This is a genomic window from Dellaglioa kimchii (assembly GCF_046115505.1).
Taxonomy (GTDB): Bacteria; Bacillota; Bacilli; order Lactobacillales; family Lactobacillaceae; genus Dellaglioa; species Dellaglioa kimchii.
In genome coordinates, this window is record NZ_CP170736.1 from 256,078 (window position 1) to 271,005 (window position 14,928).

The 14,928-nt window shown below is 32.7% G+C and carries 13 protein-coding genes; 8 read left to right on the top strand and 5 right to left on the bottom strand.

Annotation, left to right across the window (positions count from 1 at the left end; translation table 11 throughout):
* The first annotated feature begins 3 nt into the window (after nucleotides 1–3).
* Nucleotides 4–1,656, top strand: coding sequence for an MFS transporter (locus ACE83Q_RS01250; RefSeq protein WP_409022328.1), 1,653 nt, complete (start codon nucleotides 4–6; stop codon nucleotides 1,654–1,656).
* Between the two features lie 135 nt (nucleotides 1,657–1,791).
* On the opposite strand, the gene ACE83Q_RS01255 is transcribed toward ACE83Q_RS01250, so the two are convergent.
* Both ACE83Q_RS01255 and ACE83Q_RS01260 read right to left on the bottom strand, forming a co-directional pair.
* The gene (locus ACE83Q_RS01255) at nucleotides 1,792–2,262 is read right to left on the bottom strand and encodes a nucleoside 2-deoxyribosyltransferase (protein WP_409022329.1); all 471 of its coding nucleotides are present in this window, start codon (nucleotides 2,260–2,262) and stop codon (nucleotides 1,792–1,794) included.
* Nucleotides 2,263–2,363: 101 nt separating this feature from the next.
* A complete protein-coding gene (locus tag ACE83Q_RS01260) occupies nucleotides 2,364–3,467 on the bottom strand; it encodes a hypothetical protein (protein WP_409022330.1) in 1,104 nt (367 codons plus the stop codon).
* Nucleotides 3,468–3,559: 92 nt separating this feature from the next.
* Here ACE83Q_RS01260 and ACE83Q_RS01265 point away from each other — a divergent pair, with 92 nt between their 5' ends.
* Nucleotides 3,560–4,201, top strand: a complete 642-nt coding sequence (locus ACE83Q_RS01265; protein WP_409022331.1) for a DNA alkylation repair protein — start codon at nucleotides 3,560–3,562, stop codon at nucleotides 4,199–4,201.
* 30 nt (nucleotides 4,202–4,231) lie between these two features.
* Here the strand turns inward: ACE83Q_RS01265 and ACE83Q_RS01270 are convergent, their stop codons facing one another.
* On the bottom strand, nucleotides 4,232–4,948 hold the full coding sequence (locus tag ACE83Q_RS01270) for a DUF975 family protein (protein WP_409022332.1): 717 nt from the start codon (nucleotides 4,946–4,948) through the stop codon (nucleotides 4,232–4,234).
* Nucleotides 4,949–5,148: 200 nt separating this feature from the next.
* On the opposite strand from ACE83Q_RS01270, the gene ACE83Q_RS01275 reads away from it, so the two are divergent.
* The 5 genes from ACE83Q_RS01275 to ACE83Q_RS01295 all read left to right on the top strand — a co-directional run bounded on the left by ACE83Q_RS01275 (nucleotide 5,149) and on the right by ACE83Q_RS01295 (nucleotide 10,033).
* Complete coding sequence (locus tag ACE83Q_RS01275; RefSeq protein WP_409022333.1) at nucleotides 5,149–6,189, top strand: zinc-binding alcohol dehydrogenase family protein; 1,041 nt, start codon at nucleotides 5,149–5,151, stop codon at nucleotides 6,187–6,189.
* A 4-nt stretch (nucleotides 6,190–6,193) separates the two neighbouring features.
* Nucleotides 6,194–6,748, top strand: a complete 555-nt coding sequence (locus tag ACE83Q_RS01280) for a 5-formyltetrahydrofolate cyclo-ligase (protein ID WP_409022334.1) — start codon at nucleotides 6,194–6,196, stop codon at nucleotides 6,746–6,748.
* Nucleotides 6,749–6,883: 135 nt separating this feature from the next.
* Complete coding sequence (locus tag ACE83Q_RS01285) at nucleotides 6,884–8,194, top strand: NCS2 family permease (protein WP_409022335.1); 1,311 nt, start codon at nucleotides 6,884–6,886, stop codon at nucleotides 8,192–8,194.
* Between the two features lie 102 nt (nucleotides 8,195–8,296).
* Nucleotides 8,297–9,403, top strand: coding sequence for a D-alanine--D-alanine ligase family protein (locus ACE83Q_RS01290; RefSeq protein ID WP_409022784.1), 1,107 nt, complete (start codon nucleotides 8,297–8,299; stop codon nucleotides 9,401–9,403).
* Nucleotides 9,404–9,475: 72 nt separating this feature from the next.
* Nucleotides 9,476–10,033 (top strand): DNA-3-methyladenine glycosylase I, encoded by a 558-nt coding sequence (locus ACE83Q_RS01295; RefSeq protein ID WP_409022336.1) that lies wholly within the window; start codon nucleotides 9,476–9,478, stop codon nucleotides 10,031–10,033.
* 34 nt (nucleotides 10,034–10,067) lie between these two features.
* Here ACE83Q_RS01295 and ACE83Q_RS01300 read toward each other — a convergent pair whose 3' ends face one another.
* Nucleotides 10,068–10,553 carry a universal stress protein gene (locus ACE83Q_RS01300; RefSeq protein ID WP_409022337.1) on the bottom strand — a complete coding sequence of 162 codons (486 nt, stop codon included), beginning with the start codon at nucleotides 10,551–10,553 and terminating at the stop codon, nucleotides 10,068–10,070.
* Nucleotides 10,554–11,245: 692 nt separating this feature from the next.
* Nucleotides 11,246–12,517, bottom strand: coding sequence for a replication-associated recombination protein A (locus ACE83Q_RS01305; RefSeq protein WP_409022338.1), 1,272 nt, complete (start codon nucleotides 12,515–12,517; stop codon nucleotides 11,246–11,248).
* A 139-nt stretch (nucleotides 12,518–12,656) separates the two neighbouring features.
* Between ACE83Q_RS01305 and gshAB the strand changes: the two genes are divergently transcribed.
* Nucleotides 12,657–14,915, top strand: a complete 2,259-nt coding sequence (gene gshAB / locus ACE83Q_RS01310) for a bifunctional glutamate--cysteine ligase GshA/glutathione synthetase GshB (protein ID WP_409022339.1) — start codon at nucleotides 12,657–12,659, stop codon at nucleotides 14,913–14,915.
* Nucleotides 14,916–14,928 lie beyond the last annotated feature (13 nt).

Sequence of the window (14,928 nt, forward strand, 5' to 3'; positions counted from 1 at the left end):
CTAGTGGAAAGGAATAAATATAAATTGATTAAAACTAAAAAAAGATTTCTTGGTCTGATATCTCTATCGCTAATAATGTTTATGGTTACATTAGATACAACAATTACCAATATTGCACTTCCTAATATTACGAATTATTTTAAATCTGATCTAACTGATACAAATTGGATTAGTACAATCTACGTCTTAATTATGGCGATTGCTATTATTCCGGCATCAAAATTTGGTGATCAGTTTGGTCGTAAAAAATTAATGGGTATTGGCCTTATCACGTTTGGAGTTGGATCTACACTATGTGGATTTTCAAATACATTACCCATTTTAATTGTGATGCGTTTTATACAAGGGATTGGTGGTGCAATTGTAACCCCGATTATGATTCCTTTATCTGTAAGTTTGTTTGGTCGAGAAGAGGCTAACCACGCGGTTGGAATTATTGGTGCAGTTACGGCAGTCGCTGCTGCAGCTGGTCCTTCAATTGGAGGCATTATTTTAAGATATTTAAACTGGAAATGGATATTTTTTGTTAATGTTCCAATTATTATTTTTGCATTTATCTTAGTGAATTTTTGTTTTGAAGAATCATTTGATCTAACTATTTCAAAAAAAGTCGATTTTTGGGGATTGATTTTTTTAACATTATGTTTAGCTCAATTAACATTTTTACTTGTTAAGGGTTATGATTTTGGTTGGGATTCCAGTACTAGCCGAATATTGATGTTTGGTATTGTTAGTAGCTTATTAATATTTATTTGGATTGAACAAAGAGTTAAATTCCCTTTGTTGGAATTAAGCATATTTAAAGAAATCACATTTTTGTCCTCATCAATTATCTATTTTATATGCGGATTTGTAGTTGTTTGTTCATCCTTAATATTTAATTTTTATCTTGAGGATGTACGTGGATACAGCGCATTAAATGCATCATATATCATTATGTTCATGTCAATTACTGTTATGATAGCAATGCCTTTGGGCTCAAAGTTAGCAACTTATATGGGGTATCGTAATATAATAAGTATTGGGATGTTATTAATGGCAATTAGTTTATTTCTATTAGCTGGATTAAAGTCGGATACAACTAATAAAGTGATGATTTTTTTCATGATTATTTTGGGATTTGGATTTGGGCTTACGTGTCTATCAATTGTTTCAGCAGTTCAATATATTCCAGAAAATAAAGCGGGTATTGCATCAGGTGTAGTTAATGCAGCGAGACAGTTAGGTACTTGTCTCGGAATTGCACTATTAGTTGGAATGATGAGTCAAAATGTTAGCTTGGCAAAGAAAAATATTAGGATAAATTCTATGGAACTAGTTACTCAACAAAAATTATCAGGTAATATTGACAACTTAATTAAAAAGAGATTAAGTGATAATTTTAACTTGAAGAATGATAAAAATAATATAGAATTTCAAACGAAAGTAAAACGGGATATCATTAAAAAATTAGAAGTAAATAAAAAAATAACCCGTCTGAATGGTGGGGTATCAAAAATTGATAACAAAAATAAAATTTTAGAATTGTTTAAGTATATTAAAAATTTGAAAGATCAGCAATTAACGAAGGCTTTTACTAAAATATTTATGGTAGCAGCATGGATTGTTACTAGTTTTTCATTTGTCGGATTATTTACAGATAGAAATCAAAAATAGTGAAATTATATAAGGGACGTAATTGTGATGATAACATGATTAAGATAGCTAAGGATTATACATCTTAAAAAATAGGCAGTTAATTACTACTTAATTCTGAGTAGTAATTAACTGCCTATTAACGTAAAAAACGTATTATAATACTTCGTTCTCTGTAATTTTTTCTTCTAAAACGTTGAAATTATATTTAGAAAGTTCATTTAAGCCATTTTTACTTTCATCAAAGAAAGCAGTTAAACTTTCAGATAACATTAGATTGATAACGCGACCAGCTTCAAATTGAACCAAGATAACTGGAATATGAGCTTCTACAGCCATACCAACTTCAAACATGGTACCGGAGTCAGGTTCGTTACCTTCATCTTCTTTGTAGTCTAAGATAGCAACAACAACGTCTGCGCGATGAACTTGGCGTGTATCAGCTAAATAAACTGCACGTTGCCATTGTTGACTGAATTGTTCATATTGTTTACTTTGATTATCTTGGGGCAAGTAAATATTGTCACTATCAATTGTTTTGTTCTCTTTTAATGCTGCAACAACTTGAGAAACACGTTCACGTTGTTTGTCGCTAAAAAACGGACCTGCTAAATAAACTTTATTCATTAATATCGTCTCCTGGAATATATATTTGCTTTTTTAATTATAGCATGACATTTTAAAAATGGGCACAAAAAAAGAAGACAATGAAGTCTTCTTTTCAATTTTTAAACACCGTAAACGAATTGACCTGAATTAAAGTGGTCAGCTGAAATAACATAAACGTTACCACTATTACGTAAAGTAAAGTTAGCTAAATCATTTAATAAGTTATTGGTTGTTTTTCCAGGTTCAGTATCGATAATTTGACCATCACTAATTAAACCAGGGAATACAGCGTCTTCGTTAATTAATAAAGTATTAACACGATGTTGTGTTAATAGAGCAAACAAGCCGATTGGGTTTGTTTTGCTTGGATTAACTTCATCAAGTGAACGAGCTCGATCCAATAAATGATCAATTGTTTGATTGATTAAAATTTGATTTTGATCTAACAAATCTTTTTCAATTTCTGTAGTTGTTAGGGCACTAGGTGATTTTTTAATTGTAATTTCTGAATTAACTGATTTTAATTTTGTTAATTCATGGAATAAGCTTTGATTTTTAGGTAGTCCAATAAGGAAAAGACGTTTATAAATTAATTCGGGATGAGCAACTAGGAATTTTTCAATTGCCAAGTAGTAATTTCTATTATCAATCGCTTTTTCTTCATCCTTAGTATTTAACCCATGAAGGGCGCCAGTAGGGCCATGGGTAGTCGTGGTATCTGTACTTTCAGGACCAAGAGTTGATACCATGTCGATAGGAGCATCCTCTGGGAGTTCTTGTTTCAATAAGACACCTTCTTTGAATTGATGTAATTCAAATGAATCACGGTGTAAGCTTAAGATTGTTCCTGATAATTTTGTTGCTTGTTGGGCTAATAAAGGTAAAGTGTATGCTTCAGGACCAACAATAACTTTATCTACTTCAATAGCGTGATTTAAATTAAATTTAAAGTAATCGTTAGGTGTTAAGTAAAGTGCGATACTAGGGAATTGACCGATTTTATCTGCAATTTCATTAATAAAATTAACCAATTGTGTTTCAATTAGTTCCCAAGTTTTCTTAGGTACATCCGAATGAGCTTCTTTGGCAGTTTTTAAACTAGTTTTTAGTTTTAACTGATTCTTCGCAGCAAAATTAATACCTGGATATGTTTTGATAAAGATTGATACAATGGGTTCTTCTTTGATTGTGAGTAATTTTTTCAAATTGTTATGCATTGACATAATGGTTCCCCCTTTATATGATTACCTTTAGTATAACATCATGAAAACGGTTATCCAACTTATATGGTTGCGTTTTCATAAAAGGAGTAAATATGATTTATTTAGAAAAAAATGACAAAAATATTAAAAAAATGGAAGCTTACATGAAAAATAACTTTTCTTACTTAGGGATTAAGACACCAAGTCGACGTGAACTAACAAAGGACTTGATGAAAGAATCTAAGAGTTGGCCTCTAGAAGAGTTAATCTCACAAATTTTAGCTTATTATGGTCGTGAAGAAAGAGAGTATCAATATATTGCAATCGACTTAGCACAAAAAAATCTTAAACGATTAACGGTTGACGAAGTCCAAGTATTGGTTGAGTTAATTAAGGTTAAACCATGGTGGGATTCAGTAGATGCTTTACGTAAGGTTATTAGTGACTTTTTAAAATTAAGTCCGATAAATTTTAACGATATTAGTAAGCAATTTGAAAACCATGATAATTTCTGGATGCGTCGTGTGGGTATAAATCTTCAGTTAGGCTATCGTGAAGAAACTGATTTAGCTTACTTATCAAAGATGATTTTGAATGATAGAACAACAGATGAATTTTTCATCCAAAAAGCGATTGGTTGGTCATTACGTGAGTATGCTAAGACAGATGAAAATTGGGTTATAATTTTTATTGAGAGCCATGATCTATCAAAGCTAGCTGTGCGAGAAGGACTTAAACATGTGAAGACAAAATAAAAAAGACTGAATAAAATCAGTCTTTTTTGCTTATTTTAAAGTTAAGAATTTATCTCCAGCAAGATCTCTGTAGAAATTTGCTTTAATTGCTTGTTGATAAGGCATGTACCAAATATAACCAATTCCAAGTGTCACGATTGATAATAGGTACCAACCAACCAGACTTAACTCTATCACGAATAAATCAAATTTATGTCCGTTCATTAATTCACGGCTTAATGTTATCTTTTTATTAATACTGATATCAGGATGGTTCGGGTTATCTGTTAAGTCTTTGTTAATCATAAAGACTTGTGAATAAGAATAGTATTTAATAATTCCTGGGACAATAAGCAAGAGAGTCCAAAGCGTACTATAAATGGTTTTAAGAATTGCGATACCAATAGATGGGAAAAATAATTCATTTGAGAAAACTTGGAAACTTTGTGTAAATGCATGTTCTGGTGTTTTTTGTGAACTGACCCAAGTTAAAAATGTATATGAAACACCTACAAGTAGAATTTGAAAAATAAGATAAAGAACAACGACAGTTGCTGAAATTATAGGACTGATAGCTGATGATTGGTTATTATTTTCAGTGGAATATAAATTCGTAATGTCTGCGTACTCAGTAGAATATAAGCGAGAATAAACAATAAAAATAAGGATTGCTAGTAAGCTAACTAAGATAGCTGATTTCCAGTGTCCTTTAAGTAATGCCTTTGATTCAGATTTCAGTTGTTGTCTCGTTTTTAGTGTTTTTTTCATGATGTGTGTCTCCTTAATTGTATATGCTTTAATAATATTTTAAGCATACATTAAACCAAATATTAAGTCCATACTGATAGATTGAGAATGTAAGTATTTCAATATTTTTAAATGGTATAAAAGTGAAACAAACCAAATTTTTTGTTAGATTGTAGTAAGATGAATAGCGTAATCTATATTAATGGAAGAAGAGTGAGCTAATGGTGAATAAAATGAAGGCCATCGCAGCATTTGGAAAATTTCCGACAGAAGATAAAAATGCATTACGAGATGTCAAAATCGATAAACCGACTCCTGAAAATCATGATATTCTTGTGAAGGTAACTGGTATTTCAGTGAATCCAATAGATTATAAATCAAGAATGTTAATTGATTCTGAAGAAAAATCACTTATTTTAGGTTTCGATGCAATCGGGGTTGTCTCTGAAATAGGATCAGAAGTAACACAATTTAATAGTGGTGATAAGATTTTTTATTTGGGAGTCAACAATCGTCCAGGAAGTAATGCTGAGTATCAGCTAGTTGATGAACGACTAGTTGGAAATGCACCTAAGAAAATAACAGATAGTGAGGCAGCCGCTATGCCACTAACAGGTGTAACAGCATGGGAAGCTTTGTTTGAAAAATTAAATTTCATTCCAGAGAAAAATGCCAATAGTGGAAAATCAGTTTTAATTATTAATGGAGCTGGTGGTGTAGGCTCTATTGCTATTCAACTTGCTAAATGGGCTGGTTTGACTGTTATCACAACCGCTTCAAGATTAGAAACGAGCGATTGGGTTAAAAAGATGGGCGCTGATATTGTCATTAATCACCGAAAAGATTTGAAGCAACAATTAGTTAAATTAAATATTAATGAAGTTGATGGTATTTTAATATTGCACTCAACAGAAACTTATTTCGATTTAGCAGCAGATATCATCAGACCTCAGGGTATTATTACTTCAATTGTGGGCACATCTGATAATCTACCAATTGGTAAATTAAAAAATAAAAGTAATGAGTTTAAATGGCTAACAGTTTTTACTAAGGGTGTATATTACACGGCAGATATGAGCTCTCAAGGCAAAATATTAAATCGCATAGCCACGTTATTGGATGAAGGCAATCTAAAATCAACGATGACTAAATCATTGGTGGGGATTAACGCCGATAATTTACGAACGGCTTCTGAAGTTGTTGAAAATGGTAAGATGATTGGAAAGTTTGTAATAACTAGTGAATTTAACGCGGAGGTATAAGCTATTGAGTAAAAAAGAAATTAGAAAAATGATTATTAACAAGATGGTTGATTTGGCAAAAAATAAGGTCCTTGAAAAAAGGAATCAGGAGAAGGCAATTATTGATAAAGTTTTACAATCTGAAGAATGGGAATCGGCTGATTCAATCGGATTAACAATTAGTCAATCGATTGAGTTTAGTACTAACGAATTACTATTGGCGGCACTGTCTCAAGGTAAGAGGGTGTATGTACCAAAAACGATGCCTGAAAAGCAACTTGCATTTTTACCTTACTTATCTATTGAACAGGTGCTTATAAAAAGTGATTATGGACTATTAGAACCTGAATATAATGTTGCACTTGAAAAGAATAATTTAGATTTAGTGATTGTACCAGGAGTTGGGTTTAATTTAGAGAATAATCAAAGGATTGGCTTTGGCGGTGGTTATTATGATCGGTATATTGCAAAATATCAACCCAAAACAATTTCACTTTGTTTGGACGTTCAAAATGTAACTTCTGAGAAATGGACAAGCAATCAGTTTGATATTAAAATTGATAAAATTATTACAGTATAAGTTCTATTTGAATAAATCCTTAACAAAATACAGTTTAATAATATTATTTACATTAATATACGAATATAGTAAAATTGTAATTGCTCATTAATGAGATAAACACGAACAAATGTATTTATGAAAAGGAGATTTAAAATGATTAATCGCATTAAATCATATTTTGAAATTGATCAGTTACATACAACGGTTAAACGCGAAATGTTAGCTGGTTTTACAACGTTTATATCAATGGCTTACATATTATTTGTTAATCCTACGATTTTAAGTGCTTCGGGGATGGACAAAGGGGCAGTATTTACTGCAACTGCATTATCAAGTGCTTTAGGCTGTATTTTAATGGGTATTTTAGCTAAATACCCAATAGCAACAGCTCCCGCATTGGGTATTAATGCCTTTTTCTCATATTCAGTTGTTATAGGTATGGGAATTCCATGGCAAACAGCTTTAGCAGGTGTATTTGTAGCATCACTAATTTTTATTTTAATTACTATTTTTAAACTACGCGAAATGATTATTAATGCTATTCCAAGTAACTTAAAATATGCTATCTCAAGTGGTATTGGTTTATTTATTGCTTTTATCGGTTTACAAGATGGTGGCTTAATTATCGCAAACAAATCCACAGTTGTGGGTCTAGGTCCATTGACCGTTGGTACAACATGGTTAACAATCTTTGGTTTAATTGTTACTGCAATTTTAATGGTTAGACGCGTTCCTGGTGGTATTTTTATTGGGATGTTTGCAACAGTTATTCTAGGATTTATCACAGGATTAATTAAAATGCCAACACAAGTTGTTGCTGGTGCCCCAAGTTTGGCCCCAACATTTATGCAAGGCGTTAAACATATTAGTGATATTAACACGGTTCAGTTATGGGTAGTCGTTTTAACCTTCTTGTTAGTTACTTTCTTTGATACTGCTGGAACACTTGTTGGGTTAGCTCAACAAGCCGGATTCATGAAAGATAATAAAATGCCTCGTGTTGGTAAAGCTTTAGTTGCTGATTCAACAGCAATGCTTGCTGGCTCTGTTTTAGGAACATCACCAGTTGGTGCATATGTTGAATCTTCAGCAGGTATCGCCGTTGGTGGACGCTCAGGTTTAACGGCTGTTACAACTGGATTATTATTTATTATCGGTATATTTTTCTCACCACTATTATCAGTTGTAACGACACAGGTCACTGCTCCAGCATTAATTATTGTTGGTGTATTGATGGCTCAATCGTTAACAAAAATCGAATGGACAAAAATGGAAATTGCAATTCCGGCATTTTTAATTGTAATTGGTATGCCATTAACTTATAGTATCTCTGACGGGATTGCTTTAGGAATGATTTTTTATCCAATTACAATGATTGCTGCTGGTCGTCGAAAAGATGTTCATCCAATCATGTACGGACTGTTCTTTGTGTTCTTACTTTTCATGTGGATTTTAAATGTTTAAATAAAATAGCAAACGTAAATGACAGATCTACTATAAACATGGTATTATTTAGACTAAGAGTTTAAAGCGAACAAAAATAATACAATAGGAATGGAGAATATGATGACAAGCGAAAAGATACACATTGGATTACTTTTTGGTGGTAATTCATCAGAACATGACGTTTCAAAACGTTCAGCACATAATATCTACGATGCAATGGATAAAAATAAGTACGAAGTTAGTTTATTCATGTTTACAAAGGAAGGTGTACTACTTGGAGATGCTGCTTCACGTCGCATTTTTGATGGTGAACCAGAAGCAAAAGTTGTTGAAGATGTCTTACCAACAATTGATTTTACAAATCCGTTAGCTAATATCATGAGTTTAACTGAAGTTAAAGATATCGATCTTTTCTATCCAGTTATTCATGGTAATATGGGTGAAGATGGTACAATTCAAGGATTATTTAAACTTTTAGATAAACCATATATTGGTAGTGATGTTCGTTCATCAGCAATTTCATTTGATAAAGATTTAACTAAGAAAATGTTAACGTTAAATAATATCAGAAATACTAAATATTTGGTTGTTAAGGCCAACAATCGTGCTGAAATGACTTACGCACACATTAGTAAGGAACTTGGAGAAGTTGTTTTCATTAAACCAGCTAACCAAGGATCATCAGTTGGTATTCATAAGGCACATAACGAAAAAGAATTCCTTGAAGGTATAGAAGATGCATTTTTATATGACACAAAGCTTTTAGTTGAAGAATCAATCGAAAATCCTGATGAAATTGAATGTTCAATTCTTGGAAATACTGATTTAAAAGCTTCAAAATTAGGTGCAGTTATCGTACCTAAATCTGATGTATTTTACGATTACAATAATAAATTCGTTGATGCTTCAGGTGTGGAATTTGAAATGCCTGTTGAATTACCAGATGAATTAACAAAAGAAATCCAAGACATGTCATTACGTGCTTTTGAAGCATTGGGTTGTCGTGGTTTAGCACGAATTGATTTCTTAGTTAAAGATGGTATTCCATATCTTGGTGAACTAAATACGTTACCTGGATTCACAAATATTTCGCTTTATCCACAATTATGGGAAGTTTCAGGAATTGGTTATTCAGAATTAATTGATAAATTAATCCAATTAGCATTCGACGAACATGCCGCTGTTAAAGAATTACATTATGACTTTACTGAATTACCTGAAATCTAAATTTTAAAAAGATTATTAGTCTGGAGACAGCACTAGTAATCTTTTTTATTTGAGTGAAGGAGAGAATAGAATATGGAAAGATGCCCATGGGCCCAATCGGGTAATCAGTTAATGCAAGATTATCATGATGAAGAATGGGGAAAGCCGCTTTATGGCGATCAACAACTATTCAGATTATTGAGTTTAGAATTAATGCAAGCAGGGTTGAGCTGGCAGACCGTTTTAAATAAACGTAATCATTTTAATCACTCTTTTGAAAATTTTTCAATTTACAAAGTTAGTCAATTTGATGAAGATAAAATTGCGGAACTAATGGAAAATGCAGATATTATTCGAAATAAGCAAAAAATTATCGCTATTATCGCGAATGCACAGGCGATTATAAGAATGAACCAAGATGGGCAATCATTTGATTCATTTTTATGGGAATTTGTAGCTAATAAACCAATTAATAATCTCTGGCGACATGCAGAGGATGTTCCAGCTGAAACCGACATTTCAAAAAAGTTATCTAAAGAATTGAAGAAATTAGGGTTTAAGTTTGTTGGTCCTAAAATTATTTATTCATTGATGCAAAGTATGGGTATGGTAGATGACCATATTACTTTATGTAAATTCAAGACAAAATAAAAAGAAATTAACCAATTATGGCTAATTTCTTTTTTTATTTTTTAAGATTATTTTTAAGAGCAGGTGTGTTATTTAAATCTGTTCGAACAACTAAGACATCAGAAACAGCAACTCGAGTTACGTATTCTGTAACTGAACCAATTAATAATCGTTCGACTGCATTCAATCCAGTAGCACCGATCACAATTAAATCAATATCTAAATTAATAGGAACATTTTTAGCAATAACTACTTTTGGAGAACCATACTCAATTGAGTAGTCAACATTCTTAAGACCAGCTGCTTTTGCTTGTGCAATATACTTATTCAATGTCTCTTTTGCTGTATCACTAACTTGTTCAACCATTGACGTATCAAAACTTGAGATATTTTGGAATGCTCTAGTGTCAATAACATGCAAAAGATGAAGTGTAGAATCTTCGCCATTTCTTAAAGCTACTTGTACTGCTTTTTCGAATGCTAATTTTGCTTCATCAGAACCATCTACAGGAACTAAAATATTTTTATATTGTTGTAACATGGTCGGCCACCTCTTTCTTTTATATACCTCTATTTTACGACAAAACGAATGAAAATAGAAGTAAAAACGGTTACAAAGTTAGATTAATGCATAAAAAAAGATAAAATAATTGTTAAAGCACCAACCGTAAGGCAGGCTAGAGTAACTAGTATCCCACAAAATATGGGTATAAAAATGATTACTGAAATTAAGCCAACTAAGCTTTCAATACAGATAATTAACCCAAAGACAAGTAGTATTGAGCTTAGCACCTGGTTTGACTCAGGTTTAAATATCATAAAATTTTTGTTGCGATGTGAGAATAAGTAATAGCCGATAGTCAAGAGTAAGAGTGAAAGAACGGCTAAAAGTATCCGAATTAACATTTAAAGACTCCTTTATTCTTAATAAAAAAAGTCTGAGCAAACATAGTTTGCCCAGACCATCAAAGCAAAAGCTTTGGAATATCCGCGTAGTGCCGTTAATCATCTTCGTGAGTTGAGCCCGCAGTGAAGCAGGTGGCATCGACTGTACTAGCCTCTAACTACCAAGTGAAAAGGCTTGAAATTAGCTAGCCTATAAAGTTGACGCCTAGGTATAATTATTTGTTCGGTCAACATTCTAATAAGATAACGCGTACACTTCAGAACTTCATCTTTAATATAGCACAGACTTTTAAAAGGTGCAACAATTATGGTGTAAGCGGAAACAAATCATCTTTTTGATGGATGTAATTTGCTATATTGTTCTTTAAGTCCTTGTTCATAACGCCCGTTTACTTTAGGCTCATAATAATTAGCATCTTTCAATTTATCTGGAAGATATTGTTGGGCAACCCAATCATTTGGATAGTTATGGGGAAATTTATAACCAATACCATGACCTAAATCTGCAGCACCTTTGTAATGTGAATCTTTTAAATGAGCAGGAATATCTCCAAAACCACCTTTTTCAATATCAGCAATTGCATTATTTATGGCAACATTTGCCGAGTCTGATTTGGGTGAGAGGCAGAGATCAATTACTGCGTTAGACAGAGGTATTTTAGCCTCTGGAAAGCCAATTTTTTCTGCCGCCTGTACAGCAGTTAAGGTTCTAGCACATGCTGCAGGGCTACTTAATCCGACATCTTCGTATGCCATTGTGATTAAACGCCTTGCAATTGTAGGTAAATCACCAGCAAGAATTAAACGTCCTAAGTAATGTAAAGCCGCGTTAACATCGGAACCTCTTACTGATTTTTGAAAAGCAGAAATAACATCATAGTGAGCATCGCCATCTTTATCATGAGTTAATGCTTTTCTTTGTAGACACTCCTCTATGACTGATAGCGATAAGGTAATGACACCTGAACTATCAGGTGGGGTTGACTTAGCAGCTAGTTCAAGTGCATTCAAAGAACTACGTAAATCTCCGTTGGTTGCTCGCGCTAAGTGTAACCGTGCATTAGCTTCTAAATTAATATTAAGATTTCCGAGACCAATATTTTTATCTACTAGTGCACGATCAAGTGCAGTTTCAATATCATTTTCGTCTAAAGGTTTAACTTCAAAGATTTGTGTTCGACTTCTAATAGCTGGATTGATGGTAATGTAAGGATTTTCTGTTGTTGCACCGATTAAAATAATTTGGCCACTTTCTAAGTGGGGTAATAAGAAGTCTTGTTTAGGTTTCGTTAATCGATGGATTTCATCTAAAAGTAAAATAACAGTACCGCTCATTTTTGCTTCTTCAGCTACGATTTCAAGGTCTTTCTTAGAATCAGTTGCAGCATTTAATTTACGAAATGCATACTGAGTTGATCCGGCAATAGCACTGGCGATACTCGTTTTACCAGTGCCAGGTGGTCCGTATAAAATCATAGATGAAAGCAGTTTTGCTTCGACCATTCGTTTGATAATTTTACCTGGACCAACAAGGTGTTGTTGGCCAACGACTTCTTCAATTTTAGTTGGTCGCATTCTGAATGCAAGTGGTTGTAACATATGTGGCTCCTTTCACGTTGATTACTAAAGAATAGTATAGCATATTGCATAAATTTAATTGGCGCAATGGATTGCAAATATGAAGGATTAATTCAAATATTTGGTACAATGTAATAGACAAATGAGGAGGCACAATGATATGAAACTAGATGCAATCGGATTACAAATTCAGGAAGAAAAGCTCGCACCTCTACTTAGAAAATCGTTGATAGGATTAGAGCGAGAAACTCAAAGAGTGAAGAATACGGGAGTGCTGAGTTCAACTGATCATCCTGAATCATTAGGAGATAGATTTAAACATCCTTATATAAAAACAGATTTTGGCGAATCACAAATGGAATTTATCACGCCGCCAATTGAGGGGGCTGATAATGTTATTAACTATCTAGATGCCATTCAACAAGTCGCAACACAAGAATTGGATAGTGATGAACAGTTATGGCCATTGAGTTCAATTCCTAAATTACCAGTGGATGAATCTAAAGTAAGAATAGCGCATCCAGATGAATTAGGATTTATATACCGAAATAAATTAGCAGAAAAGTATGGAAAAAAACGTCAACTTTTTACGTCTGTACATCTTAATTTTAGCTTTCCAGAAAAAGTAATTCAGATTTTATTTGATTCTGAGTTTCATAGTTATTTTAATTCTTATATAGAATTTCATAATTACGTCTATTTAAAAATTGGACGCAAATTTATGGAAAAGAGTTGGCTTACAACTTACTTGTTTGGAGCAACACCAATTGTTGAAAGTACTAATTATAATGCTTGTCATCCGGTTAGAAGTGTTAGAAATAGTGAATTTGGCTATACCAATATTGATAGTTCAGTTCAAGCTTCTTATCGATCAATTAACTCATACGTTACGTCACTTAATAAGATGGTCCAGGATGGTAAATTGTTATCATTTTCTGAATATTATGGGGATGTACAATTTAAATCAGCTACTAAAAAGGAAGATACATTAATTTCATCTGGTGTTAATTATATTGAACTCCGTGGATTTGATGTTGATCCATTTTCTCGTGTTGGTATTCAAGGTGACACAATTAAGTTTATTCAATTATTAGCGGCTTACTTTCTAATGACGCCAGATATGGCAGAAAATGAAGTTGATGATATTATATTTAAAGCGAAACAATTAAAAAATGAGGTGGCAATAGAAGACCCTAAAACAACCTCGATTGTTAAAAATGCTGCAATAAAACTGCTGAACGAATTAATTTTATTTAATGATAATTTTTATCTAGATAAAAGTTTAGAGGATACATTAGTTCAATTTAAATTACAGTTTGAACGACCTGAATTGAGTCTGAGTGCAAGGATAGTTGATGAAGATATTAATAAATCGTTGGCTGATTTTGCAATGGAACAAGCAAAATCTAATAAGATAAAGTATCAGTCACAATTAAGTTCATTGATTGGCTTTAACTGTTACTCGAAAAATACGCAGCTTATTTTAGCAGCGTTGATAAAAAGAGGGTCTTATTTTGATCTTGTTGACAGTGATTTGGACGTCATACGGGTGAATGGACATCTTCTGCAAAATGGGGTAATTTCTGATTTAGATACCAGTGTTTTAAACAAAATTGCATATGACAAGCAAACAACTAAAAAAATATTGGGCAACCTTGATATTAAAGTTCCTAGTAGTATTAATGTACACACTTTAGATGAAGCTATGAACTATTATGCAGACGTAGTCAACAAAGCATTAGTTATTAAGCCAAGATTCATAAAGAGCAGTCAAGCAACACATGTATTTCGAGTGGCTCCGACGTTAAGCGAGTATAAAGAAGCTGTTAAACGTATCTTATCAATTGATACACAAGTTTTAATTGAAGAGATTACTGTTGGGTCAGTTTATCGATTTATGATTGTAGATGGTCGTGTAAAGGGTATTGTTGAAAGATTACCAGTTAGTGTAGTTGGTGATGGACGGAAGACGTTGGCACAGTTAATTACTATAAAAAATAGACAAGTAGAGCGTACTAGTCAAGGTCCATGGTATCCGCTTAAATTATCAGAAGTTGAAAATCAAACAATAGCATCACAAGGTATTACTGAATCAACTGTTATTTCAAGAGGGTCTGAAGCAATCATTAGATATGATAGCAATTTTTATTCGGGTGCCAATCAAAATGAAGTTAGCAATCAAATGGACGAATCATATATAGCGTTAATTGAAGGTTATGCAAAACGTTTAAAAATGACGATGGGGGCATTTGATGTGGTTATTCCTAACTTGTATATAGCATATGACCATAGACATAGGGATGCTCTAACCGTTCTTTCAATTGAAACGGCTCCTGATTTATCGATAAATTCGTTTCCTAATTTTGGAGATAACCAGCCTATTGCTAATGAAATAGTAAAGATTTTAGAAACCAAATAAAAAACTTAAACTA

Bases quoted from the DNA above. Each gene is read 5' to 3' on its own strand.
- gshAB (WP_409022339.1), top strand. From the start codon at position 12,657: ATGAAACTAGATGCAATCGGATTACAAATTCAGGAAGAAAAGCTCGCA.
- ACE83Q_RS01285 (WP_409022335.1), top strand. From the start codon at position 6,884: ATGATTAATCGCATTAAATCATATTTTGAAATTGATCAGTTACATACA.
- ACE83Q_RS01295 (WP_409022336.1), top strand. From the start codon at position 9,476: ATGGAAAGATGCCCATGGGCCCAATCGGGTAATCAGTTAATGCAAGAT.
- ACE83Q_RS01290 (WP_409022784.1), top strand. From the start codon at position 8,297: ATGACAAGCGAAAAGATACACATTGGATTACTTTTTGGTGGTAATTCA.
- ACE83Q_RS01265 (WP_409022331.1), top strand. From the start codon at position 3,560: ATGATTTATTTAGAAAAAAATGACAAAAATATTAAAAAAATGGAAGCT.
- ACE83Q_RS01260 (WP_409022330.1), bottom strand. From the start codon at position 3,467: ATGTCAATGCATAACAATTTGAAAAAATTACTCACAATCAAAGAAGAA.
- ACE83Q_RS01275 (WP_409022333.1), top strand. From the start codon at position 5,149: ATGGTGAATAAAATGAAGGCCATCGCAGCATTTGGAAAATTTCCGACA.
- ACE83Q_RS01255 (WP_409022329.1), bottom strand. From the start codon at position 2,262: ATGAATAAAGTTTATTTAGCAGGTCCGTTTTTTAGCGACAAACAACGT.
- ACE83Q_RS01305 (WP_409022338.1), bottom strand. From the start codon at position 12,517: ATGTTACAACCACTTGCATTCAGAATGCGACCAACTAAAATTGAAGAA.
- ACE83Q_RS01300 (WP_409022337.1), bottom strand. From the start codon at position 10,553: ATGTTACAACAATATAAAAATATTTTAGTTCCTGTAGATGGTTCTGAT.
- ACE83Q_RS01270 (WP_409022332.1), bottom strand. From the start codon at position 4,948: ATGAAAAAAACACTAAAAACGAGACAACAACTGAAATCTGAATCAAAG.